Source organism: Streptomyces sp. NPDC002793, assembly GCF_040295485.1.
In the GTDB taxonomy this organism is placed as follows: Bacteria; Actinomycetota; Actinomycetes; order Streptomycetales; family Streptomycetaceae; genus Streptomyces.
In genome coordinates, this window is the sequence record NZ_JBEOVL010000020.1 from 119,706 (window position 1) to 143,742 (window position 24,037).

General features: G+C 71.6%; 22 protein-coding genes and 2 pseudogenes. 12 read left to right on the plus strand and 12 right to left on the minus strand.

All coding sequences use genetic code 11. The features are described 5' to 3' along the window. Nucleotides 1-29 precede the first annotated feature (29 nt). Both ABT001_RS20945 and ABT001_RS20950 read left to right on the plus strand, forming a co-directional pair. Nucleotides 30-764, plus strand: a complete 735-nt coding sequence (locus tag ABT001_RS20945; protein ID WP_351279574.1) for a type VII secretion system-associated protein — start codon at nt 30-32, stop codon at nt 762-764. Next, nucleotides 764-1,420: a type VII secretion system-associated protein gene (locus ABT001_RS20950; RefSeq protein WP_351279576.1), complete on the plus strand. Its 657-nt coding sequence runs from the start codon at nt 764-766 to the stop codon at nt 1,418-1,420. The genes ABT001_RS20945 and ABT001_RS20950 overlap by 1 nt, the downstream gene beginning before the upstream one ends. Before the next feature lie 363 nt (nt 1,421-1,783). On the opposite strand, the gene ABT001_RS20955 is transcribed toward ABT001_RS20950, so the two are convergent. Beyond that, nucleotides 1,784-2,371: a TetR/AcrR family transcriptional regulator gene (locus ABT001_RS20955; RefSeq protein WP_351279579.1), complete on the minus strand. Its 588-nt coding sequence runs from the start codon at nt 2,369-2,371 to the stop codon at nt 1,784-1,786. Nucleotides 2,372-2,441: 70 nt separating this feature from the next. On the opposite strand from ABT001_RS20955, the gene ABT001_RS20960 reads away from it, so the two are divergent. Next, nucleotides 2,442-3,335: an NADP-dependent oxidoreductase gene (locus tag ABT001_RS20960; RefSeq protein ID WP_351279582.1), complete on the plus strand. Its 894-nt coding sequence runs from the start codon at nt 2,442-2,444 to the stop codon at nt 3,333-3,335. 65 nt (nt 3,336-3,400) lie between these two features. On the opposite strand, the gene ABT001_RS20965 is transcribed toward ABT001_RS20960, so the two are convergent. Both ABT001_RS20965 and ABT001_RS20970 read right to left on the minus strand, forming a co-directional pair. Then, on the minus strand, nt 3,401-4,636 hold the full coding sequence (locus ABT001_RS20965) for an epoxide hydrolase family protein (protein WP_351279584.1): 1,236 nt from the start codon (nt 4,634-4,636) through the stop codon (nt 3,401-3,403). A 260-nt stretch (nt 4,637-4,896) separates the two neighbouring features. Then, entirely contained in the window at nt 4,897-5,943 is a 1,047-nt protein-coding gene (locus ABT001_RS20970) for a medium chain dehydrogenase/reductase family protein (RefSeq protein WP_351279586.1), read from the minus strand. A 164-nt stretch (nt 5,944-6,107) separates the two neighbouring features. Here ABT001_RS20970 and ABT001_RS20975 point away from each other — a divergent pair, with 164 nt between their 5' ends. The 6 genes and pseudogenes from ABT001_RS20975 (at nt 6,108) to allB (ending at nt 11,830) form a co-directional block, all read left to right on the plus strand. After that, nucleotides 6,108-6,749, plus strand: coding sequence for a TetR/AcrR family transcriptional regulator (locus tag ABT001_RS20975; RefSeq protein WP_351279587.1), 642 nt, complete (start codon nt 6,108-6,110; stop codon nt 6,747-6,749). A gap of 98 nt (nt 6,750-6,847) precedes the next feature. Then, a pseudogene (locus ABT001_RS20980) lies at nt 6,848-7,045 on the plus strand (hypothetical protein); the annotation flags it as partial. 113 nt (nt 7,046-7,158) lie between these two features. Beyond that, on the plus strand, nt 7,159-7,776 hold the full coding sequence (locus ABT001_RS20985) for a TOPRIM nucleotidyl transferase/hydrolase domain-containing protein (protein WP_351279589.1): 618 nt from the start codon (nt 7,159-7,161) through the stop codon (nt 7,774-7,776). Nucleotides 7,777-8,141: 365 nt separating this feature from the next. Further along, nucleotides 8,142-9,671 (plus strand): NCS1 family nucleobase:cation symporter-1, encoded by a 1,530-nt coding sequence (locus ABT001_RS20990; protein ID WP_351279591.1) that lies wholly within the window; start codon nt 8,142-8,144, stop codon nt 9,669-9,671. A gap of 23 nt (nt 9,672-9,694) precedes the next feature. Further along, nucleotides 9,695-10,423, plus strand: coding sequence for an aspartate/glutamate racemase family protein (locus ABT001_RS20995; protein WP_351279593.1), 729 nt, complete (start codon nt 9,695-9,697; stop codon nt 10,421-10,423). Nucleotides 10,424-10,492: 69 nt separating this feature from the next. Further along, nucleotides 10,493-11,830 carry an allantoinase AllB gene (gene allB / locus ABT001_RS21000; protein ID WP_351279595.1) on the plus strand — a complete coding sequence of 446 codons (1,338 nt, stop codon included), beginning with the start codon at nt 10,493-10,495 and terminating at the stop codon, nt 11,828-11,830. A 29-nt stretch (nt 11,831-11,859) separates the two neighbouring features. Here the strand turns inward: allB and ABT001_RS21005 are convergent, their stop codons facing one another. The 7 genes from ABT001_RS21005 to ABT001_RS21035 all read right to left on the minus strand — a co-directional run bounded on the left by ABT001_RS21005 (nt 11,860) and on the right by ABT001_RS21035 (nt 19,365). Continuing rightward, nucleotides 11,860-13,122, minus strand: coding sequence for a vWA domain-containing protein (locus ABT001_RS21005; protein WP_351279597.1), 1,263 nt, complete (start codon nt 13,120-13,122; stop codon nt 11,860-11,862). Further along, the gene (locus ABT001_RS21010) at nt 13,119-14,405 is read right to left on the minus strand and encodes an AAA family ATPase (RefSeq protein WP_351279599.1); all 1,287 of its coding nucleotides are present in this window, start codon (nt 14,403-14,405) and stop codon (nt 13,119-13,121) included. Before ABT001_RS21010 ends, ABT001_RS21005 begins: the two co-directional genes overlap by 4 nt. A gap of 106 nt (nt 14,406-14,511) precedes the next feature. Next, entirely contained in the window at nt 14,512-15,915 is a 1,404-nt protein-coding gene (locus ABT001_RS21015) for a serine/threonine-protein kinase (RefSeq protein WP_351279601.1), read from the minus strand. 174 nt (nt 15,916-16,089) lie between these two features. Further along, nucleotides 16,090-16,896 carry an alpha/beta fold hydrolase gene (locus ABT001_RS21020; protein ID WP_351279603.1) on the minus strand — a complete coding sequence of 269 codons (807 nt, stop codon included), beginning with the start codon at nt 16,894-16,896 and terminating at the stop codon, nt 16,090-16,092. A 121-nt stretch (nt 16,897-17,017) separates the two neighbouring features. Then, a complete protein-coding gene (locus ABT001_RS21025; protein ID WP_351279606.1) occupies nt 17,018-17,818 on the minus strand; it encodes a MerR family transcriptional regulator in 801 nt (266 codons plus the stop codon). 156 nt (nt 17,819-17,974) lie between these two features. Continuing rightward, complete coding sequence (locus ABT001_RS21030) at nt 17,975-18,598, minus strand: NADPH-dependent F420 reductase (RefSeq protein WP_351279609.1); 624 nt, start codon at nt 18,596-18,598, stop codon at nt 17,975-17,977. Between the two features lie 32 nt (nt 18,599-18,630). After that, complete coding sequence (locus tag ABT001_RS21035) at nt 18,631-19,365, minus strand: SDR family NAD(P)-dependent oxidoreductase (protein ID WP_351279611.1); 735 nt, start codon at nt 19,363-19,365, stop codon at nt 18,631-18,633. Between the two features lie 144 nt (nt 19,366-19,509). Here ABT001_RS21035 and ABT001_RS21040 point away from each other — a divergent pair, with 144 nt between their 5' ends. Both ABT001_RS21040 and ABT001_RS21045 read left to right on the plus strand, forming a co-directional pair. Next, nucleotides 19,510-20,094, plus strand: a complete 585-nt coding sequence (locus tag ABT001_RS21040; RefSeq protein WP_351279613.1) for a TetR/AcrR family transcriptional regulator — start codon at nt 19,510-19,512, stop codon at nt 20,092-20,094. A gap of 140 nt (nt 20,095-20,234) precedes the next feature. Then, entirely contained in the window at nt 20,235-20,786 is a 552-nt protein-coding gene (locus ABT001_RS21045; RefSeq protein ID WP_351279630.1) for an AAA family ATPase, read from the plus strand. 173 nt (nt 20,787-20,959) lie between these two features. Here the strand turns inward: ABT001_RS21045 and ABT001_RS21050 are convergent, their stop codons facing one another. After that, complete coding sequence (locus ABT001_RS21050) at nt 20,960-21,910, minus strand: alpha/beta fold hydrolase (RefSeq protein ID WP_351279615.1); 951 nt, start codon at nt 21,908-21,910, stop codon at nt 20,960-20,962. Nucleotides 21,911-22,342: 432 nt separating this feature from the next. Here ABT001_RS21050 and ABT001_RS21055 point away from each other — a divergent pair, with 432 nt between their 5' ends. Beyond that, a complete protein-coding gene (locus tag ABT001_RS21055) occupies nt 22,343-23,926 on the plus strand; it encodes a pectate lyase family protein (RefSeq protein ID WP_351279618.1) in 1,584 nt (527 codons plus the stop codon). 25 nt (nt 23,927-23,951) lie between these two features. Here the strand turns inward: ABT001_RS21055 and ABT001_RS21060 are convergent. After that, a pseudogene (locus ABT001_RS21060) lies at nt 23,952-24,037 on the minus strand (restriction endonuclease); the annotation flags it as partial.

Here is a 24,037-nt window from a genome sequence, read left to right on the forward strand (position 1 = left end):
GCGCGGCGTGACTGTGTGGAGCGACCCCCATGCCGACCTCTGACGGACGGCCGGACGCCGCCCGCGGGCCGATACCCGTTTCCGGCGCGGCGTCCGCCGACGTGCCCCCGCGTCGGTCCGTAGCCGTGGGGAAGGACCGGCCGGACTTCCCGGTGCCGCCCGAGGATGTCGTGGCGGCGGCCCGTACCGCCCCGGAGCACTGGCTGTCGGTGACGGACAGGCACTGGCTCGGCGAGAGGGACGTCGACCCCCCACCCCCGTGGGCCGTACTCGGCCGCTGGCGCACCGACACGCACGGCGAGATCGTCGAGTGGGAGGCCAACCCGGACTACCGCCCCTCGCCGGCCGCGCTCGGCTGGGCCCCACCGGTCAGCGACGCCGACGCGGCCGTGCACCTGGCCGCCACCGGTTACGGTCCGGACGCGGACGTCGCCGAAGCCCTCGCGGAGGCGGGCACCGTGGCCGTGTGCATGGCAGAGGACGGGGAGCCGGCGTGGACGCGGGCACCCGGTGGCGCGCTCGCGGTGCCCGTCTTCCCCGTGTCGCCCCGGGCGCCGGCGGACCGGCTGCCCCCGCACGTGCTGATGACGCTCCCCGAACTCCTCGACCGGCTGCCCGTCGGCCGGGACGTGATGTTCCTCAGTTCCTCCGCCCCGGCCTCCCTGCTCGTCCCGGCGGACGAGCTGCGGGAACGGTGGGCGGAGACCTCCGGCGACGCCGGACCCGACGCAGACTCGGACAACCCCCAGCAAGCGAGGACATGATGAGTGACACCGGCGCCGAAACCCCCGCAGCCCCCGAGCCGCCCGAGGAGTTCGTCCAGGCCGCCAGGCTCGCCCCCGACCACTGGCTCTACCTGGCCGATCCGGCCTGGAAGGGGGAGGGACCGCCGCCCGAGTGGGCCGTGGTGGGCCAGTGGCGCTCCGACTCCGAGGGCGAGATCGTCGAGTGGGAGGACAACGAGGAGTACAGGCCCTCACCCGAGGCGATGGGATGGCCCGAGCCCGCCGATGACGTGGACCGCGCGATCCAGCTCGCAACCACCGGGTACGGCACGGCGGAGGACGTCACCTCGGCCCTGGCCAGGACCGACGTAGCGGTACTGGTCACCGCGGACGGCGAGCCGGTGAGCGCGTCGGCGCCCGACGGCACGGCGGTGGTCCCGGTCTACACCTCCCCCCGCTACCTCCAGGCCGCAGGGCAGCTGGGGTTCGAGCGCCTTCCGGTGCTGGACCTGCTCTCCCGCATCCCCCCGGACCACGCCCTGTGCCTCAACAGCTCGGCCCAGGTCAGCATGGTGCTGGCCACGGACGGGCTCGCGGACGTGCTGCGGGAGGCGACGGAGGGGGCCGCCGATCAGCAGCCGGGGACGCCTGGGAGCGGACTGCCGGCCCTGGCGGCACACACCCCGGAGACATAGCCGCCGCTCCGGGGCGCCGGGGGCCGACTCCACTCGCACGTTGCGGGCCCGCTCCCGCGACTGCCCGGTATCGACAGCACGTTGACAGCGGACAGCGGCACCCATCAGGCGTTCACCGGCCACGACGGCGCAAGGGCTGAGGTGCTCCGGAGCCTCCGGACAAGGCCTTCGCTTTCGCTTCGGCCTGACCCCGCGGAACGCAGGACATGACACGACCACGTGATCCATTCCCAGCACCTTCGCGCAGCCGTCGCCGAGTAACGGCGTGCCCCGCAGACGCAGGAGGCGCAGGGTCTCCGTCATTCCGGCGCTGATCACCGGGGTGTGTCTCCGGGAGCCCCGGGAAACCGGGAGAACGGTTCCTCACGCATGCGGAGCGCGGCTGGTGATCTCCCAGGCCGCCTCGATCATCTCGAAGATCTCGTCCACCGCGGCTTCAGGATCGGCTGCCTCGCGGGCCAGCGAGTGGGCGTCGATCACGAACCTCGCGATCGTCCGGCTCGCCGTCGTGGTCTGCGACAGCCCGGGATCGGCGACGATGGCCGTCGCCAGCGCGTCCGCGTGACGCAGCCTCATCGACTCCTCGTACTTCCGCAGGGCCGGCGACTCGTCGATCATGCGCCGGACCGGGGAAGTGCCGTCCGCGGCGCAATGCCGCACCATGGCGTGGATCTCCTGGCGCAGTGCGGGGATGAGCGGCTCGTGCGGTGCCCGGCCGGTGACCGCCCGCGTGAGTCCCTGCTCGAAGCCTTCGTCCTGCTCGAACACCAGGGCCTCCTTGGAGGCGAAGTGGGAGAAGAGCGTGGTGACGGCCACGTCGGCCTCGGCGGCCACTTCACGGATGCCCACCGCGTCGAATCCGCGTTCCAGGAAGAGCCGCAGGGCGGTGTCGGCGATCTTCTGCCGGGTCGCGGCCTTCTTGCGCTCACGGCGTCCGGTCGGCGCGGTCATGACCACACGCTATCAGGTATAGAACTGCACCCGTTTCGAAAAGCTAACCGTTAGTGTTACGGTCCGCCGTATGAAGAAAGTGAGCTTCGCCGAGTACGGCGGCCCGGACGTTCTACGACTCATTGACGCCGAGGAGCCCCACGCGGGCCCTGGCCGGATACGCATCGCGGTGCGGGCGGCGGGCGTGAATCCCGTCGACTGGAGGGTCCGCGAAGGCCAGATGCTGAAGGCCCATCCGAGGCAGTTGCCCGCCGGCGTCGGGCTGGACGCCGCCGGAGTGGTGGACGAGGTCGGCGCGGGCGTCGAAGGGGTCGAGGTCGGCGACCACGTGTTCGGCGAAGGTTCCAGCACCTACGCCGAGTTCGCCGTGCTCTCGGCCTGGGCCCGTATGCCCGACGGGCTGACGTTCGAAGAGGCCGCCGGATACCCCTCCGTGGTGGAGACCGCGCTGCGCCTCATCCGCGAGGTGGGCGCGCGGCCCGGTCGGACGCTGCTGGTCAGTGGCGCGTCCGGGGGAGTCGGATCGGCGGTGCTGCAGATCGCCCGTGACCGCGGCATCACGGTGATCGGCACCGCAGGGGCCGCGAACCAGGACTATCTGCGGAGCCTGGGCGCCCTCGCCACGACGTACGGCGAGGGCTGGGTCGAGCGGGTGCGGCAGCTCGGCCGCGTCGACGCGGCCCTCGATCTGGCCGGCTCGGGCGTGATCCGCGAGCTCGTCGAGCTGACCGGGGACCCGCAGCAGGTGATCTCCATCGCCGATCTCGGTGCGCCGGATCTCGGTGTCCGGTTCTCCGGCGTGGCGGGGAGCGTGCCGGACGCGCTGGCCGAGGCCGTCGGCCTCATCTCGCGCGGAAAGCTCCACATCCCGGTCGAGAGGTCGTACACCCTCGCCGAGGCAGCGGCCGCACACATCGACAGCCAGGCAGGGCACACGCGCGGGCGCCGGGTCATCGTGCCCTGAGCCGCGCCCCACTGCTCGCCGGGTGTGCGCTGACACCCGGCGAGCAGTCCTCGCCGGCGGATCCCTCAGGGCCTGCGGCCGTGGAAGGTGCGGCGCAGGTCGCCGACCCAGGCGTCGGGGTTCTCCCAGGGAATGAAGTGGCCGCCGTGGTCATGCGCGTTGACGTTCACGTGATTGAACCACCTGGTCTGCGGGCCGGTTTCGAACGCCCGGACACGCTCCTCGGCGGTGTGGACGCCGGGCGGGTTCTCGTACGTGACCAAGCTCAGGCCGACCGGGGCCTGGACGACCGGGGTGCGGTCGTGGGAGGGAGCCCAGGGGTAGCGGTTGGCGTTGGCGTAGTAACGCATCGACGTGGCGATGGAGTTGTTCACCCAGTAGATCGTGGCGTGGGTGAGCAGATCGTCCCGGCTGAAGACGGACTCGACGTCGCCGCCGTTGTCGCTCCAGGCGTTCCAGCGCTCCAGCAGCCAGGCGAGCAGTCCGGCGGGTGAGTCGCTCAGCCCGTGGGCCAGGGTGGCGCCGTCGAGCATGTGCACGGCGAGGTGGGACGCCGAGCGGTGGTCCAGTTCGACGACGCGGGCGCGGACGTCGGCGGGCTGGTCGTCGGTGAGGGGCCGGTTCCGGGCGAAGTCCCAGGCGCGGGGGCCGTTGAAGAAGTCGAGCGGAAGCCCGGAGCCGATGTGGATGCCGTACAGCTCGTCGGCGTACTTGTGGCCGAGCTGGCTGGTGACGATCCCACCGATGTCACAGCCTCCGGCGGCGTACTTCTCGTAACCCAGGGTCTCGGTCATCAGGGTGTGCCAGAGGTCGGAGACCTTCCAGAAGTTGACGTCAGGGAAGCCGGTGAGCGGCCCGGGGAAGCCGAAGCCGGGCAGGGACGGCACGATGACGTCGAACGCGTCGGCGGGGTCGCCACCGAACGCGGCCGGGTCGGCGAGAGGGTCGATCACCTTCGACCAGTGCCAGAACGTCCACGGCCAGCCGTGGGTGAGGATCAACGGGACCGGGCGGGGGCCGCAGCCGGGCTTGCGCATGAAGTGCACCGGCACACCGGCGACGTCCACCTGGTAGTGCTCGTACGCGTTGATGGCGGCCTCGGCCTTCCGCCAGTCGAAACCGTCCCGCCAGTGGGCGATCAGCTCACGGAGATAGCTGTGCGGTACGCCGTAGGACCAGTCCTCGTTCTCCTCGTCCAGCGGCGGACGGGTCGAGGTGAGACGGGCGCGCAGGTCGTCGAGGACCTCGTCGGACACGTAGATCGGGGTGGGCGCCAGGGGTAAGGCGTGCGGGGTGGTCATGGTGCGGTCCCTTCCGGGGAGGAAGCGGTGGGGGCGAACCGGCGAGCGGTCGGACGACGCGCTGTTCGCGACAGCTCTGACGATAGGACGCTTCCTGCATGCCGAACCCCTGCACCTGCCCGGAAGGCCGATGAGATCGGGCCCCGTCGGTGACCGGTGTCCGGCCGGCCGCTGCGGGGCTCCGCGGTGGTCTCCAACCGCATCCCGCCCATGACCTTGGTGGCAGTCCACAGGCGGGCGCCCTCGTCGATGCGCAGACGTCACGCGTCGGGGACGATGACGACCTTGCCGGCGACGGTGCGGGACTCGGCGAGCGTCAGTGCCGAGGCGGTCTTTGACAGCGGGATCTCCGCGGCGATCTGCGGGGTGAGCGCGCCGTCGGCCACCAGCCGCAACACCTGGGCGAGGTCTTCGGTCATCCGTCGCTGCCAGCCTGCCCGGCAACGGCGCTTGCCCGCCCAGAAGTTGTAGAAGTGCGCGCTCCTGCCGTTGGGCAGGGTGTTCCACGCGGCGAGCCGTGCGAAGAGCTTCAGCACGGGGAGCTGTGAGTTGCCCGCTTCGTCCTTGGTGGCCGCGGTGCCGTACGAGACGAGCGTCCCGCCCCGGCGCAGCAGCCGCCACGACCGCTCCACCCCGGCGCCGCCGACGTGGTCGAAGACGGCGTCCACGCCGTCCGGTGCGAGCTCCCGGATCCTGCCGTACATGTCCGGGTCGCGGTAGTCGACCGGGGCGGCGCCCAGTTCGCGGACGGTCGCGTGGTGGCGGGCCGACGCCGTGCCGATCACGGTGATCCCGGCGTGACGCGCCAACTGCACCACCGTGGAGCCGACACCGCCGTTGGCGCCCAGCACCACGATCGTCCCGCCGGAGCGGACCTCGGCGATGCGGTGCAGCATCTGCCAGGCGGTGATGCCGTTGACGACCACGGTCTCAGCGGCGGCGGCGCCTACCTCGTCCGGTACGGGCATCAGATCAGCGGCGTCGACGAGCAGATGGCTGGCCCACGCGCCGGTCTTGGTGACCGCGGCGAACCGGCGTCCGGCGAGCGCGGTGTCCACCCCCGGGCCGACCGCCGTCACCGTGCCGACCACGTCGTACCCGGGCACGAAGGGGAACGGCGGCTGGTCGTAGTACTTCCGGCGTCGCATCTGCTGCTCGGCGAACGACACTCCGGTCGCGTCCATCCGCAGTACGACCTGGCTCTGGGCGGGGGCCTGGAGCTCGCGGGTCCGGAGTTCCAGGCCGTCCGGCTCGACGGTGCCGGGCAGCACGATCTCGGTGGCGAACGTGGTGAGGGTGCTGTTCATGACGTTACCCCTGAAGGCATCGACTGTGTGCTTACGGTCGTAAGGCTATAGATGTTAGGTCAGGGATGCGAGATGCCTGGGCCAATAAACTTCACGGTGTTAGGTGATGGAGGCCGGTGCACGCAAGGGGAACGTGCGTAAGTTTCGCTCTGTAAGCTGATTGCATGGGAGACGACACATCAGCGACACGGGTACGCGTCCGTAACCGCCGGGGCGAGGGTGATCGGCTGCGCGGCGAGATCGTGGCGGCGGCGGTCGAACTGCTCGACGAGACCGGTGACGAGAGTGCTGTCACCCTGCGTTCCGTCGCCCGCCGGGTAGGGATCGCGGCCCCTTCGATCTATCGCCACTTCCCCGACCAGCCCGCCGTCATGCTGGCGGTGGTGCGCAGTGCCTTCGATGAGCTGGACGAGCAATTGCGAGGCGCCGTGGAGGTGGAGGGCGAGGCGCCCCGTGGGCGGCTCGTGGCTCTGTGCCGTAGCTACCTGGAGTTCGCTCAGGCCCATCCCGGGCGCTACCGCACGATGTTCGGGGGGGTGTGGGTGCCCGACCTGAGCGAAGGTTCTGTGACCAAGGACGACATGGTCGGGCTCGGCCGGACGACCCTCAAGCTTCTCTCCGACGCGCTTGAGGACTGTGTCGACGCCGGGTGCGCGGCCAGCACCGATGTGCCCGCCGACACGGTGGCCCTGTGGCTCGGTCTGCACGGACTCGCCCATCAGCGGGCGGTGGCTCCCTCGTTCCCATGGCCGCCGGACATCACCGAACGCGTCATCGCCGCGCTCGCGCACTTCACGGAGGAGTGACGTCCCGATGCCCGGCGCGGAAGGCGTGGGGGCGCAAACCGGCCGAGCAAGCCGCGCTGGAGCGGACGTGGGCCCTGTATCAGCCGGCAGGCTCCCGGCTTCGGTCCGATCCCGTCGAGGCCGAGGCGTTGAAGGTTCGGCTCGACGATCTGCACCGGGCGACGATCCGGCTCGCCGACGAGGTGCTCGTCGTCGGCGACTACATCGGAGACAGCACCGGAGCCGAGATCGCCTACGCCCGGTCGCTGGGCAAGCCCGCGCGGTTCACGCATCCCGGAGTCGACCCCGACGCCTGACCGCCCGCTGTCACCCCACAACCCCAGCAGCAGTCGCGGTGCGTAGGCGTGCACGACGTGGGCGCGGTGGAAATTCGCTGACGTGGGGCAGGGGAGCCGGGCAGACTCACCCCATGGCTGACATGGGCGCGTTCCGGGAAGCGGTCGCCGCGTGGGCGGCCGGTGGACCCGGTGGCCCCGCGCGTGAGCTGGCCGCTACGCTGCCGGTCCGCACGGTCGTCCTGCTCGAAGGGCTGAGCGACGCCGCCGCGGTCGACGCGCTGGCCGCGAGCCGCGGCAGGGACCTGGCGGCCGAGGGGGTCTGTGTCCTGCCGATGGGCGGCGCGATGAGCATCGGCCGCTTCGCCGGCCTGCTCGGCCCGCCCGGGCTGGACCTCCGCCTCACCGGACTGTGCGACGAGGCCGAGTGGGGGTACTACACCCGCGGCCTGGCGAGGGCGGGCGCGACGGAGCAGGGGTTCTTCATCTGCGCGGCAGACCTGGAGGACGAACTCATCCGCGCCCTGGGCCCGACGCGAGTGGCGGAACTCGTCGAGGCGGAGGGGGACCTGCGCCCCCTGAAGACCTTTCTCAACCAGCCGGCGCAGCGGGGGCGCACCTCCGAGCGGCAGCTGCGGCGCTTCCTCGGCACGAAGAAGGGCCGAAAGATCCGGTACGGCCGTGTCCTCGTGGAGGCCCTCGGCCCCGACCGTGTGCCCGAGCCGCTCGACAGGCTGCTGGCCATTCTCTGACCGCCGGGCGGTGTCCCCTGCCGCTCGCAGCGGGGCGAGTGAGTCAAGGAACCGATGGGCGCGGCCAGTTGTCGGGCGGGCCTGGGGCCGTCCGCCTCCCTGGCCGTCGGCAGGGCGGCATGAGCACCTGACCTCGGTGTTGCGCATCCCGTGCCGGTGCTGTGTTCGCGGCGAAGTCGCTCGCCCGTAACCCTTGACGCCGGTCTCTGATGAAAACTACGTTTTGGCTTGCGGAAATCAACTTCCACGTGGTGGAAACCTCTGAAACCTCTCTCGGTCGCCAGGGCCCGTGGTGTGCAGTCTCCCCCAAGGGGGCCGCCGCCAGGCCTCGTTGCGGCCCCTAGCGAATACTCGAGGGTCGATCGATGACTGCAGTGGAGGACCGGCCCCCCGAGCCGGCCACCGGGGACACCCGGGTCGACGACGGGGGTACCCGAGCCGACGGGACCACCGGAGCCACCAGCTCCGTCCTGTACACGTACGACCTCGCCCCGACGAAGAAACAGGGCCGCCGCTGGGGCGCGTACAACGTCTTCACCCTCTGGGCCAACGACGTCCACAGCCTCGGCAACTACGCCTTCGCTCTCGGCCTCTTCGCGCTCGGGCTCAACGTGTGGGGCATCCTGGCGGCCTTCGCGCTGGCATCGTTGCTGCTCTTCCTGCTGCTGACCCTGTCCGGGTTCATGGGGCACAAGACGGGTGTCCCCTTCCCCGTCATGAGCCGCATCGCGTTCGGCATCCGGGGCGCGAAGATACCGGCGGCCGTCCGCGGCATCGTCGCCATCGCCTGGTTCGGTATCCAGACCTACCTCGCCTCCGCCGTCCTGAGCGCCCTCCTCATCGCGATGTTCCCCGGACTGCGCACGCTGGACTCGAACTCCCTGCTCGGTCAGTCGACCCTCGGCTGGATCTCCTTCCTGTCCCTGTGGGCCCTCCAGCTCCTCATCGTGAGCTACGGGATGCAGATGATCCGGAGGTACATGGCCTTCGCGGCCCCCACCACGCTGATCACGATGCTCGCCCTCGCGGTCTGGATGTTCGTCCGCGCGGACGCCTCGATCTCGCTCTCCGTCGACGCTCCACTCACCGGCGGAGCCATGTGGCTGCAGATCCTCCAGGCCGCCGCCCTGTGGGTGGTGATCTACGGGACGTTCGTGCTGAACTTCTGCGACTTCACCCGGTCCGCGAAGAGCCGCGGCTCCATCGTCCGGGGCAACGTCATCGGCATCCCGCTGAACATGCTCTTCTTCGCCGTCATCGTGGTGGCCCTCAGCGGGGCGCAGTTCAAGCTCGACGGGCACGTCATCACCAGCCCCACGGACATCGTCCGGACCATCCCGAACATGTTCCTCCTGGCGACGGCCTCACTCGCCCTCATCGCGCTGACCGTCGCGGTGAACCTGCTCGCCAACTTCGTCGCACCGATCTACGCCCTCATCGACCTCTTCCCACGCCGGCTGAACTTCCGCCGCGCGGGCCTGGTGAGCGCGGTCATCGGGCTGGTGATCCTGCCGTGGAACCTCTACGACAGCCCGGTCGTCGTGAACTACTTCCTCGGCGGGCTCGGCGCCCTCCTCGGGCCGCTCTTCGGCGTGATCATGGCGGACTACTGGCTGCTGCGGAAGTCCAGGATCAATGTGCCCGACCTCTACAGCGAGGAACCGGGCGGCGAGTACCACTACAGCCGGGGCTTCAACCCCCGGGCCGTCGCGGCCTTCGTACCCGGCGCGGCCGTCGCCGTCGTCGTCGCACTCGTGCCCTTCTTCCACGCCGCGGCCGGCTTCTCCTGGTTCGTGGGCGCCTTCCTCGCGGCCGTGCTGTACGCGATCGTCGCGGACCGCACCCGGGAGATCCGGGACGTGGACGGCGAGACCATCGCCGTCGCCGCCGAATGAACCACCGAACCGAAGGCCGTACCGTGCGCATCCTTGTCGTCAACGTCAACACCACCCGGTCGATCACCGACTCCATCGGCAGGCAGGCGGCCGGTGCCGCCTCGCCCGGCACCGAGATCGTCCCGCTGACGCCGGCCTTCGGCGCGGAGTCCGTCGAAGGCAACTACGAGAGCTACCTCGCTGCCATAGCCGTCATGGAGACGGTCCGCGCCTACCCGGAGCCGTTCGACGCCGTGATCCAGGCCGGTTACGGCGAGCACGGCCGGGAAGGACTGCAGGAACTCCTCGACGTCCCGGTCGTCGACATCACCGAGGCGGCCGCGAGCACCGCCCAGTTCCTCGGGCGCAGTTACTCCGTCGTCACCAGCCTCGACCGCACGGTCCCGCTGATCGAGGAGCGGCTGCACACCGCCGGTCTGAGCGCGCGCTGCGCCTCCGTACGGGCCAGCGGACTCGCGGTGCTCGACCTGGAACAGGACGAGGAGGCGGCGGTCGACGCCATCGTCGAACAGGCCGCACAGGCCGTGGAGGTCGACCGCGCGGAGGTGATCTGCCTGGGCTGCGGAGGCATGTCCGGCCTCACCGAGCGCGTCGTCGAACGCACGGGAGTCCCCGTCGTCGACGGAGTCAGCGCCGCGGTGACGATCGCCGAGTCCCTCGTACGGCTCGGGCTGACCACCTCGAAGGTACGCACCTACGCACCGCCGCGGCCCAAGAGGTTCGTGAACTGGCCGCCTCCGCAGGCCGGCTGACGCGTCCGGACGCCGTGGGCCGGTCCTCGGTCCGCACGAAGAACGAGCTCGATAGAGGAGGGGCCATCCGTGCCCGACGTACAGCTGGTGTTGCGTTCGACGCGAGTCATCACCCCCGAGGGGACACGCCCCGCGTCGATCGCCGTCTCCGGCGGCACCATCGCCGCCGTGCTGCCGTACGACGCCGAGGTGCCGGCCGGCGCCCGGCTGGAGGACGTCGGTGACCACGCCGTGCTGCCCGGGCTCGTGGACACCCACGTCCATGTGAACGACCCCGGCCGCACCGAGTGGGAGGGCTTCTGGACCGCCACCCGTGCTGCCGCAGCCGGTGGCATCACCACCCTCCTGGACATGCCGCTGAACTCGCTGCCACCGACCACCACCGTCGAGCACCTGCGCGTCAAGCAGGAGGTCGCCCGCACCAAGGCGCACATCGACGTCGGCTTCTGGGGCGGCGCGCTGCCCGACAACGTCAAGGACCTGCGTCCGCTGTACGACGCCGGCGTCTTCGGCTTCAAGTGCTTCCTGTCACCCTCGGGCGTGGACGAGTTCCCCGAGCTCGACCAGGACCAGCTGGCGAACTCCCTCGCGGAGACCGCCGGTTTCGGCGGCCTGATGATCGTGCACGCGGAGGACCCGCACCACCTGGCCGCGGCCCCTCAGCGCAGCGGCGGGAAGTACGCCGACTTCCTCGCCTCCCGGCCCCGCGACGCCGAGAACACGGCGATCGGGAACCTGATCGCCCAGGCCCGCCGGCTGAACGCCCGCATCCACGTCCTGCACCTGTCCTCCTCGGGCGCGCTCCCGCTGATCGCCGCCGCCAAGGCGGAGGGCATCCGGATCACGGTCGAGTCCTGCCCGCACTTCCTCACCCTGACCGCCGAGGAGGTCCCGGACGGCGCGACCGAGTTCAAGTGCTGCCCGCCGATCCGCGAGGCGGCCAACCAGGACGCCCTGTGGGCGGGGCTCGCCGACGGCACGATCGACTGTGTCGTCTCCGACCACTCGCCCTCCACCGCCGACCTCAAGACCCCCGACTTCGCCTCCGCCTGGGGCGGGATCTCCTCCCTCCAGCTCGGGCTGCCCGCCGTCTGGACCGAGGCGCGCCGCCGTGGGCACGGCCTGGAGGACGTCGTCCGCTGGATGTCCGCCGGACCCGCACACCTCGCGGGCCTGGAGAGGAAGGGCGCGATCGAGGCCGGCCGGGACGCCGACTTCGCGGTCCTCGACCCCGAGGCGACGTTCACCGTCGACCCCGCCGAGCTGGAGCACCGTAACCGGGTCACCGCCTACGCGGGCAGGACCCTGCACGGCGTCGTCACCTCCACCTGGCTGCGCGGGGTACGCATCCTCGACCACGGCACCCTCACCGAGCCCACCGGGCGCCTCCTCGACAGGAACTGCTGAGGGTTCCGGGGGCCCGGCCCGGCCCCGCCTCAGCCGATCGTCACCACCCGCGCCCACGGAGGCGGCCCGTCCGGGACGTGGTCGGGATCGGACTCGTCGTACGAAGAACGGCCGTGGTGCCGGCCGAAGAGGCCCACCACCGTCCGGCACGCCGGGCGCCGCGACGGCCACGGCGTCTGGCCGTCCGTCAGCACCACCACGACGTCGGGGCGGGGCCGGGACTCCAGGGCGCGGGCGAAGCCAGCACGCAGGTCCGTCCCGCCCCCGCCGAGCAGCTCGACACCCTCCGCGCCGCCGCACAGGGGGCGGACCCGGTCGGCCGCCGCGTCGCACGGCAGCACGCCGACGAGGTCGCGGCGCCCGCCCAGGGCGCGGGTGATCGCCGTCACCTCCAGCAGAGCACTGCCCAGTTCGCTGTCGCTGACCGAGCCGGAGGTGTCGATCACCACGACGACGCGCGTCGGCCTGCGCCGCAGGCTCGGCAGGACCGCGCCGGGAACCGCCGCCGAACGGCGGGCCGGTCTGCCGTACACGTAGTCCTCGCCCGTGCCCGGCGCGGACGCCGCCGACCGCACGGCCGAACCCAGCAACTCCCGCCAGGGCTGCGGCGGGTGGAACACCTCCTCGGCCCACCGCCGCCACCCGGCAGGGGCGTTCCCCGGGCGGCCGACGATGCCCCGCGCCACCCGGAACCGGACCGCGTCGCGCTCCTGCGTGCTGAGCCCGTGCGCGCCACCCGGTCCGAGGTCCCAGGGGCGCTGCAGACCGTCCGCGCCGCTGCCGCACTCCAGCCACGCCAGGTGGGCGGTGTACGGCCCGAGCCTGAACTGGCGGAGGTAGTCCTCCATCAGTTCGCCGTCCTTCAGGCCCAGGGTGCCCGGTCGTACACCTCCCTCGGGGCCCACCAGCCCCTCACCGAAGATGTCGTCGTTGATCTCGCAGTCGGCGGCGATGTTCATCCGCAGCCGCTCCGCCGGGCCCGTCAGCCCGTGCCGGTGCGCGTAACGGTCGCTGCGCCCGTGGTGGTCACGCAGCAGGTGCGACACCTCGTGCACCCACACCCCGGCCAGCTCCTCCACCGGCGTACGGTCCACGAAGGCGGGCGACACGTAACACCGCCAGTACGGGTCGACGGCCATCGTCGGCACGCCGGGGGACTCCACGGGACGCAGGGCGAACAACGCCGTCGCCAGGTACGGGCGCACCCGGGCCGCCTGGAGGCGGGCCTTGAAGAGCTTCTCCGTGTCCAGCGGGGTCCCGGGGACGGCACGGGCGATGCGGGGTCCGCTCATCGGCCCGCCCGCGCCCCGCCGAGGGAGCGGACCTTCGCCCGGTCGGCGCGCTGCGACACGGACACCGCCCCGGTGAGCCCCTCGATCGACTCCGGGACCTCCCAGTCGTCGCGGCGCAGGGTGGCGAGTGTCGTCGCCGGAACGACCAGCAGGTCCGGCGCCCCGGTCTCCGCCGCCCTCGCCAGCAGCGCCCAGGCGGCATCCCACCTGCCCCGCTCGGGACGTGCGCGGACCGCGGCGACCACCGCGTCCAGCACGGCCTGCCGCAGGTCGCCGCGCTCAGGGAGCTCCGCACGCCCGGGGTCGGCCAGCAGGTCCTCGGGGTCCGGCAGGTCCATCCGGTCCAGGTAGGCCAGGTACTCGAGCCCGGGGCCGTCCCCCACCGTCCCTCTGACCAGCAGCGACAGGACATCGCGTGAGGCGCCGGCGGCGGTCGCGAAAGCGGTCAGGCACAGCGCCATGTCCCAGCTGCGTGGTGACGGCCACGCCCCGCCCCGCTGGGTCTCACCCGACGGCAGCCGGTGCACGAGGGCGGGCCGTGCTCCCAGCAGCCCGCACACCGCGCGGCGGGCGAACGCCACGGCCTCGGGGAGCCGTTCGGCGTCGAGCACCGGCAGGGTGGCCCGGGGCCAGACCCCGCCGAGGCCGCGCACCACGACGTCGGTGTCGTGGACCCACTGCAGGTGGACGAAACGGTTGGCGAGCGGCGGACCGAGCTCCCAGCCGTCGGCGGCGGAGGACCGGGGGTTGGCGGCGGCCACGATCCGGACGCCGGGCGGCAGGTGCAGGGCTCCGACCCGGCGCTCCAGCACGAGGCGCAGCAGCGCGGCCTGCACGGCGGGCGGTGCGGTGGACAGTTCGTCGAGGAACAGCAGGCCACGGCCCGCCCGCACCAGGCGTACCGCCCAGTCCGGCGGTGCCATCGGGATGCCGTTCGACGCCGGGTCGTCCCCGATGACGGGCAGACCGGAGAAGTCCGACGGTTCGTGCACGCTGGCGATCACCGTGGTCAGCGGCAGGTCCAGGGTGGCGGCGAGCTGGGTGAGCGCGGCCGTCTTCCCGATGCCGGGCTCACCCCACAGCAGCACCGGCAGGTCGGCCGAGACGGCCAGGGTGAGCGCCTCCAGCTGTGGGTCCGTACGGGGTGCGGTGGTCGTGTCGCGCAGCAGGGCCAGCAGTGCGCCGGACACGTCGAGCCGGGAGGCCCGAGCGGAGGGATCCGGCGTCACGGAGGGGGGCTCGGACGGGCTCGCGGGGGAGGACGGTGCGGCGTACGTGGTCATGAGGCATCACCTGTGGGGTCGTCGAAGGCGGTCGCGGCCCGGTGGGCGCGGGCGCGCGGAACGTACGTGTGGGCGGGGGCCGCGAGGCGGGGCGCCGCCCGGGGCGTCAGTGGCAGGCGGCTTTCCTGGGCCGGGAACGGTGGTTGCCCGCGCGGAACCGTGCTCGGTCGTGCGGGGCCTCCTCGGGCCCCGGGCCCGTGAGTCCGGCCCTGAACAGGCCGTGTGTGACGCGCTGTCGCGCGGCGTCGCGCAGCACGTCGCGCAGGTCCCCGTCCCGCAGGAGTGCCCCGGTGCCGAGCATGGCCTCGACCTGGGCCAGCGCGCCCGCGGTGTCCCCGTGGGCCAGCCGGTCACGGACATCGGTGAGGCCGTCCGGCCGGCGATGCGTCACGTCGATGGCCTGGAGACAGGGGAGGGGTGTGCCGGTGAGCGCGGCGAGCAGCCCCTCCCGCCGGATCTCGGCGGGATCGTGGTCCAGCGGCACCAGCACCCCGTCGACCACGCCGATCCGGTGCGGGGTGCCCCGGCAGTCCACGATGCGCGGCCCGGCACGGTCGTCCGGAGCCGCGCCGGGGCCGGTGGCCGGTGGTGTCCCGGTCCCCAGGGCCCGCGCGACCAGCGGGTGCAGCCGGTCGGGCGTGAGCCGGCCGCTGTGCAGCAGTTCCAGGTCGGGGAGCACCCAGGTGGCGGCGTCCGGCAGGACCGGAAGTCCGGTGCGGGCACCGGCTCTTGTGACCTCTGCGGACCACACCTCGGGCACCCCGTCGGCACCCTGCGCGGCGGTCGGTGGGGTGCGTACGTCCAGGAGGAGGCGCCGCCGGGCACCGAGCCTGACCGCGACCCGGCCGCCCGCGGCCCCGCTCTCCGCCCGCAGCAGCAGCGCCGCCTCGACGGCCCACCGGCCGAGCGCGAACCGCGCCGGGTCCGGTACCGAAGAGGCCCAGCTCGGGGCGGGCCGGCCGCGTGGCCCGTCCGCACCGGAACGCCCGCGCAGCTCACCGCTGCGGACCGCGTCCCACAGGTGACGGTGCGTATCCAGCCGGAACCGCCGGTCGGGGGCACGGTAGGCGCCGGGCCCGGCACCGTCCCCGGGCCCGTCCCACAGGGCGAGGCTGATCCGCTGTCCGGCGTCCGCCCACGCGGGCGCCGTGCGCGCGACGAGGTGGACCGGGCGCGCGGAGCCAGGTTCGTCGTACCGGGCGAGCGTGAGGGTCGTACCGGGCCGTAGGAAACCTTCGGGCGCCGTCCTCGGCATGTGCCAGCGCAGCAGGTCGGGCGCCAGCCGGCGCAGGTCCGCCCGGAGGCGGGCGGCCACGTCGGTGCCATGGACACGGGTGACGGTACGGAGGTCGAGGTCGACGTCGAATCCGGCGGCGGCGCACGCCCCGGACCAGTCACCGGCGGTACGCCGGGCCGTCGCGGTCTCGATCATGGAGGGCGGCACGGCGATCTCGCGCACGCGCAGCCAGAAGGAAAGGCGGGAATCCTCGAACGCGGTCTCGGTGAGCATCAGCACTCACCTTGCGCGGTCGGGACCCCCCATCTGTGTACACATCGAGTAGTCATCGGCGGGAGCCTAGCCGGAGCCGGGCGCGAGCTCCACACCTTTTTACGACCCGGGCGGGCGCATCCGTGAGGCCCGCCTGACTCGTCCGCAGGACCGGCCCCGGCTCCCCGGCGCCGCTCAGCCGAGGAACTCGCGGACCAGGGCCCCGGCCGCCTCGCGGTGTTCCTCGAAATAGGCGTGCCGGGCGCCGGGGAGGAGATGACTCCTGGCGTCCGGGATGCGGGCCGTGAGCAGCGGGACGTTCGCGGGCGGCGTGAGCCGGTCCTGATCGCCGTGCAGGATCAGCGTGGGCGCGCCGATCGAGGGGAGCGCGTCCCAGGCATCGTGCCGGTTACTGGCGACCAGGTGGCCGCGCCGGGCGTGCGGCGGCATGTCGGGGTCGCCGAGAGTCCGGTAGGGGCCGGGATGCCCGGCGATCCAGCCGGGGCTGTACATCAGCTCGGTCAGAGTCCGCCGCACGGCGGCCGGGTCGGGAGCGGCCAGGGCCCGGCGTACCGACGTGTCGCGCTCGACGGCCAGGGGCCCGCCCGGCGAGGTGCACCCGAGGACCAGCCGCCGGACGCGGTCCGGGTGGGCGGCGGCGACCCACTGGGCGACACGGCCGCCCATCGAGGTGCCGTACACGTCGGCCCGCTCGATGCCCAGGGAGTCCAGGACACTCACCACGTCCTCGGCGAAGCGCCGGGTGGAGTAACCCTCGTGCGGCGCGTCGCTCGCACCGGTACCCCGGTAGTCCATGGTGATCGTGCGGGCGGTGCCGTGGAAGTCCTCGCGCACGCCGTCCCACCAGTGGTGGTTGTTGGCCTGACCCGCCAGGAGGACGAGCGGGCGGCCTGCCGCGCTCCCACGGCACTGGTACGCCACCGACACCCCGTCGTCGGTGCGCGCGAAGGCGTCGTCAGATCGTTCGGCGGTGTCGGTCACAGGAGTCCTTCCCCGGGGTGTGCGAGGTCGCGGTGTGTGCGGTGTCGGCGTACGCGTCCGTACCGGGCTCGGTGAGCCGCATGTCCTGTCGCGCCCCGCCGGGATCGGGGGGCACGCGGGATCAGTGGTCCGCCCCGTCGGTCCGGCGCTGCTCGGCGCGGTGGGCGAGCGCCTCGACGATGCGCTGCCATGCGGGTGACGTCTCGGAGATCCGGGACGAGACCAGCGTCAGGTATCCCGCACGGCCGTCGCCCCCCTCATACGCGGTCTTCCACGCGTCCAGGTCGTCGATCAGCCGGTCCAGGCGCGGATCGTGCGGATCCCACCCGACCGACTGATCACAGGCGAGGAACAGGCGCGTCGTCTCGGGATCGTCGAAGGCGGCGTTCTTGTCGCGGATCCGCTGCGGCATGACCTGCGGATCCAACGCCTGCATCAGGATCCACGCGTCGCGCTCCAGCCGGACCCTTCGCTCGCTGACCCCGAGACCGCGCATCCGGTCCAGGACGGCGACCACCTCCGAGGGCAGGAAAAGCCGCTCCTCGCCCGCGAGTTCACCGATCCGGGCGCGGTATTCGGCGAGCTGGTCGATCTTGCGCCGCAAAGCGGCGTCGATGTCGCTGACGGCCGCGGCGAACTCGTCGGGCCGCGCGTTCAGCAGCACGTCGATACGGGCCAGAGGCACCCCGGCATCGGCGAGCGTCCTGATCCGGATGAGATCCACCACCGCCTGTGCGCCGTAACGGCGGTAGCCGGAGGCATCGCGCTCGGGCTCGGGCAGCAGACCGACGTGGTGGTAGTGGCGAACGGTGCGCACGGTCACTCCGGCGGTCGCCGCGAGCCGGCCGATGGTGAGCACCGTCCCCCTCAGGTCCTCGTGCGACGTGGTCGTGCGGAGGCTAGCACCCCAGCTGTAGATCATGATCTTGCTGTCTGTCGGTCCGCCGGAATCGCGGAGTTGGGACTTCGAACACCTCCCTCGACGGCACGGGTGCCCTGTCCGTTGCGTACCCCACCCTCACGCCGGCTCCGTACCCCGATCGGTAACCGCTCCGAAGGAGCTCCGTCAACCGTCCGCTCAGGCGGGAAGTTCGGTGATGCCGAGGGCGAAGTCCAACGTACCCACCCCGTGGTTGGCGAGGCCGACCGTGACCACGCCCGCTCCTTCCAGCCAGTGCGCCATCTTCAGGCCGCCGACGTCCAGCGGGCGCATCCCGAGGCTCTCGATGAACGCTGCCACGCGTGCCTTGGCCTGCGTGCTGTCGCCGGCGATGAAGACGTCGGGCCGCCCCTTTTCCAGGACGTGGCGGAAGACGGTGTTGAACGCCTTCACCACGCCGGCGCCGGCCGGTGCCGCCTCGGCGACTTCCTGCGCGATGGAGGTCTCCTCCCGGTGGGCCAGCCCGTCGAACGTGGAGTTGAAGGGGTTGCTGATGTCGACGATGACCTTGCCCGCTAGAGCTTCTCCGTACTGGGTGACGACTGGCACGACGCCGTCGTGCAGCAGCGCGACGATGACGATGTCCCCGGCCGGGGCGGCGCCCCATTCCCCCGTCGTGGCGCCGCCGCCGAGAGCTTTGGCCAGGTCGGCGGCCTTGGACTGATCGCGGCCCATGATCTCGACGGTGTTGCCGCCCGCTGTCGCGCGCACGCCGATGGTGCGGGCCATGTTCCCGGTGCCGATGATGCTGATGTTGCTCATGAGGTGTCCTGCCCTGGTTGTGGTTGTTCGGTTCAGATGGAGGTGGTGCCGCCGTCGGCGACGAGTTCCATGCCGTTGACGTAGCTGGAGTCGTCGGAGGCGAGGAAGAGGGCGGCGGTGGCGATCTCATCGGGGCGGCCCATCTGGCCGCGGGGGATGAGGGACTCGAACTGGCGCTTGGTGGCCTCGTCGAAGAGCTCCGCTTGCTTGGCGGTGGCGACCTGGCCGGGGGTCAGGACGTTGACGCGGATGCACCGGTCCTTGAGCTCGTTGAGCCAGACGCGGGCCCACGCCTGCTGGACGGCCTTGCTGCCGGCGTAGACGCTCCAGCCGGGGAAGGCGCCGAGGGAGGCGTTGGAGCCGGTCATGAGGATGGAGCCGCCGTCGTTGAAGAGCGGGAGGGCCTTCTGGACGGTGAACAGGGTGCCGCGGGCGTTGAGCCCGAACCAGGTGTCGAACTGGGCCTCGGTGATCTCGCCGAGCGGTGCGGGCGCGCCCCCGCCGGCGCTGGCCCACAGCACGTCGAGGCTTCCCTTCTCCCGCTTGACGGTGTCGTACAGGCGGTCCAGGTCGTCGAGGTCGGCGGCGTCGCCCTGAACGCCGGTGACGTTGCGGCCGATCTGCTTCACGGCCTCGTCCAGGGCGTCCTGGCGGCGGCCGGTGATGAAGACGTGCGCGCCCTCGTCGACGAACAGCTTCGCGCCTGCCAGTGCCATGCCGGTGGTGCCGCCGGTGATGACCGCGACCTTGCCGTCGAGCTTTCCCATGGTCGTTCCCTTGGGTCGGTGGTGCCGTGTGTGCCGGGGGCGACGGTGTTAAGTACACCGCCCTGTGTGCTTAACGTACGGGGCGAGCGGCGGAGGTGCAAGCTATGTACACCGGTCGTTACCCGGCTGCGGTAGGCTGGTCCCATGACGGAGTTGGAGAAGGGCCCCACGGGCAGCCGCCGCGGCCGGGGCGCTCGCGAGCGCATCATCGGCGCGGCCCAGCAGCTGTTCCGCGAGCAGGGCATCAACCGCACCGGCATGGACCAGCTCTGTGCGGCGGCCGAGGTGTCCAAGCGCACGGCCTACCAGCACTTCAGCGGCAAGGACGAGCTCGTCGCCGAGTACCTGCGCAGGTTCGACCCCTCCGTTCTGTCCGGTGTGTTCGACCGGCCCGACCTCACGCCCCGCGAACGGCTCCTCGCCGCCTTCGACGTCCCCCCCACCACCCCCCTGTGCCCCTACATCGCCGCCGCCGTCGAACTCCACGACCCCCAGCACCCCGCATCGCAGTACGCGCGCGACTACAAGAAGGCCGTCGCCGTACGGCTCGCCGACACCGCCCGCGAAGCCGGTGCCGCCGGCCCCGAACAGCTCGGCGAGCAGCTCGCGCTGCTCATCGACGGTGCCGCGGCGCGCACCCGGGTCCTCGGTGCCGACGCCTTCCCCGCCGCCGCCGCCATCGCCGCCGCCCTCATCGACGCCGCCATCCCCGCCGACAGCCGGCGATGACCGGCGGCGGGGGAAGCGCCGAGTTGACGTGGCACACCGCGACCGCGGCGCCGGACGGCCGCCGGCCCCGCGCACGGCCGGTGAGCAGCCTCAGCGCTCCGCAGGACAGCGAGATCGCCGTCCGTACACGAGAGGTCCCCGTGGGCATCGAGTTGGGTTCCGCAGTCATCCTGATCACCGGCGTCATGGCGGCGGGGAAGTCCACCGTGGCCGAACTGCTGGCCGGGCAGCTGGCTCGTGCCGCCCACGTGCGCGGCGACGTCTTCCGGCGGATGGTGGTGTCCGGCCGGGAGGAACTGCTGCCGGAGGCGACCGCCGAGGCCAGAGCCCAACTGGCACTGCGGCACCGGCTGTCCGCGCTGGTGGCCGACGAGTACGCGGACCACGGTTGGACCGCGGTCGTGCAGGACATCGTCCTGGGGGAAGACCTGGACAGGTACGTCGCCAGGGTGCGTACGCGACCTCTGTACGTTGTCGTGCTGGCTCCTGCCGCGGCAACCGTGCAGAGTCGGGAAGCTCGGCGCCCGAAGACCGGATACGGCGCCGGTTGGACGGTCGACGCCCTCGACCGGACCCTGCGCGAGGAGACGCCGCGTATCGGGCTCTGGCTGGACACGTCGGAGCAAACCCCGGTCCAGACGGTCTCATCGATTCTCGGCAACCTCTCCGCCGCCCGGGTGCGGGCCGACTGACCGAAGCTGACCGGGGCCCGTTCCGCTGAGAAGACCTCGGTGAGAGGGCGGTCGCCCCCGACCGCGTGGGACCGAGCGGTGGGAGCCGTGTCCCGATGTGTCTCACCGCCCGGGACGGGCCGTGAGGTCGCCGAGGAGCGAGCGCGGGACCACGCGCGTGACCGCGGCGTCGTTCACCCGGCGGATCGGGGTGTCCGGAAGGGGTCCGCCCGGATGCGGGCCGCCCGGTCGACCACGTCCCGGACGGCCTGGACCACGGCATCGGGGCGGTCGAAGCAGAGCCGGTGGTGTGCGGTGTCGGTGATGACGCGCTGTTCGCCGTCCGAGACCGCGTTCACCAGGGCCGCGTCCAGCCTCGTTCTGCCGTCCAGCATCGCGCGTACCGTCCCCTCCGGTATCAGAGCCTGCCCGCCAGGGTCGGAGCCCACCACCGTGAGCGCGACCACGGGTACGTCGGGAACGTCCGGACCGGCCCGCAGCTCGGCCGCGAGTGCGGTCAGCCCTGTGCGCTCGGCGATGCCGACGTGGATCTGTTCCTCACTCACCTTGAGGTCGGTCAGCGCCTCTCGCATGTGCTCCGGGAAGCCCGCGAGCAGCTCGGCGTACATCGCGCGCAGGGTCGGACGCATCTGTTCCAGCTGCTCCCGGTCAGGTCCCATCCGCTCGACCGTGGCCAGATCCGCCTCAGGAGGCATGGCGTCGTCCCAGCCGCGGTGGAACGCGTCAAGCCAGACCAGTCCGGCCACCTCCTGCGGGTACAGCTGCGCGAAGCGATGTGCGTAGAAGCCGCCGAGGGAGTGCGGCGCCAGCACGTAGGGGCCTGGAACGTTCTGGGCGCGCAGCAGTTCGCGCAGTTCCGTGGCGACCGCCGTGGCGGTGCGCGGCAGGGGCAGGGGCTCGCTGTATCCCGTGCCGCCCCGGTCGTACACGACGGCGGTCGTGAACCGCGCCACCGCCTGCTGGACGCCGAAGTAGTCCAGACCGATCGCGCTCGCGCCCGGCAGGAACACCACGGCCGGCCCACCGCTGCCCGATCGGTGAACGAAGAGGCGGTGTCCGTCGATCTCCTGGAAACCTCCGACCGGCGGAGCGGGCCGAGCCTGGGAGGTGCTTCTGTTCGTCATGGAGGCAAGGCTCCGACCCTGACGCACGGTCAAGGTCAAGACGGGGCTGCCGCGTGTCGCACGGCGGGCCGGATTCCGCAAGTGTCATGAACCTTGTCAGTTAGTCGGCGGGCGCTCTATTGTCGCGGACAGAAAGCGCTTTCCCCCTCCTGGTTCCGTTTGGTGGAAGCGCTCGTCGCGCCGGCCATCGCGACGGGCGTGCACGAGCCGCCATCGGACGGAACCAGGGCTTCATCCGGGACGCCGGCCGCTGCTGCGGCCGACGGCCTCGCACCCCCGGGCCGGCACCACCGGCCCGATCGCATCGAGAAGTACACGCACAACTGGCCTACGAGAGCTTCCGGTTACAAACCGGTGGCCCTGGTGGCCTCGCCGTTGCGACCGCGGCATGAAGCAGCACCACAGCTTGTGAAGATGAATGGGGACACGAAGATGAGACGACCAGTCGCACTGCGACTCAACGCAGTCCTGGCCACGATGGCCGTGGCGGCCGTGACCGGTGTCGTGATGTCGATGCCCGAGGAGGCGTCGGCGGCGGTGACCGGCAGCGCCACCGGCTTCGCCACCCAGAACGGCGGGACCACCGGCGGTGCTGGCGGGGAGACGGTGCAGGCCGGTACGGGCACCGAGATCCACGCGGCGCTGTGCGGGCGGGCCAGCAGCGATACCCCGATCACCATCGAGGTCGAGGGCACGATCAACCACGGCAACACCGCGAAGGTGTCGGGCGAGAGCTGCAACACGGCCGCCGGTGTGATCGAGCTCAAGCAGATCAGCAACGTCACGCTCGTCGGTGTCGGCAGCGGGGCGGTCTTCGACCAGCTGGGCATCCACATCCGGCAGGCCAGCAACATCATCATCCAGAACGTGACGGTCAAGAACGTCAAGAAGTCCGGCTCGCCCACCTCCAACGGCGGTGACGCCATCAGTATGGAGAGTGACGTCCGCAACGTCTGGGTCGACCACACGACCCTGGAGGCGTCGGGCGGTGAGTCGGAGGGCTACGACGGCCTCTTCGACATGAAGGACAACACCCAGTACGTCACGCTGTCCTACAGCACCCTGCGCAACTCCGGCCGCGGTGGTCTCATCGGGTCCAGCGAGTCCGACGTCTCGAACGGCTACGTGACCTTCCACCACAACCTGTACGAGAACCTCGACTCGCGCGCACCTCTGCTGCGTGGCGGTATCGCGCACATCTACAACAACTACTACGTGAAGCTCAACGAGTCCGGTATCAACTCCCGGGCCGGCGCCAAGGCCAAGGTGGACAACAACTACTTCAAGGACTCCAAGGACGTCCTGGGTACGTTCTACACCGACGCGGCCGGGTACTGGCAGGTCAGCGGGAACACCTTCGACAACGTGACCTGGTCGGCGCGGGAAGGTGACAACCAGCCCGCCGGGCCGAACCCGACGTCCAACACCACCGTCAGCATCCCCTACGCCTTCAAGCTGGACGGCGCGAGCTGTGTGCCGGGGATCGTGGCCGAGACGGCGGGCGCCAACAAGGGGCTGAAGGTGTCGGACGGCAACTGCTCACCGCAGACGCCGACCCCCACCCCCGACCCCACGGACCCGACGCCGGACCCCACGGACCCGACGCCGGACCCGACGGACCCCACGCCGGACCCGACCGACCCGCCCGCCGGGACGAACCTCAGCATCGGAGCGGGTGCGGACGGCTCCAGCAAGGCCAGTGGGTCGAGCTTCGGCAACGTGCGGGACGGCAACATGAGCACCTTCTGGTCGCCGGCCGGCTCGACCGGTTCCGTCTCGGTCAAGTGGGGAACCGCCACCTCCATCTCCAAGATCAACATTCGGGAGGCGTCCGGCTCCGCCGGCAGTATCGGATCCTGGAGGGTCCTCAACGGTGACACCGGCGCCGTCCTGACCTCCGGCAGCGGGGCGGGCGTCATCTCGGTGCCGAAGACCTCGCTGAAGAAGATCACCTTCGACATCACCGGCTCGACCGGCACTCCGAAGGTCGCCGAGTTCGAGACGTACGCCGGCTGACGGCGCGGCTCCGCGAACGCACAGGCCTCTTGCACTGCACGACCAGGCGCCGGCCGTCCGGCGCGCCGGCGATCACGTCCGCGCCCAGGTCGTCGGAGGCGCCGGTGACCT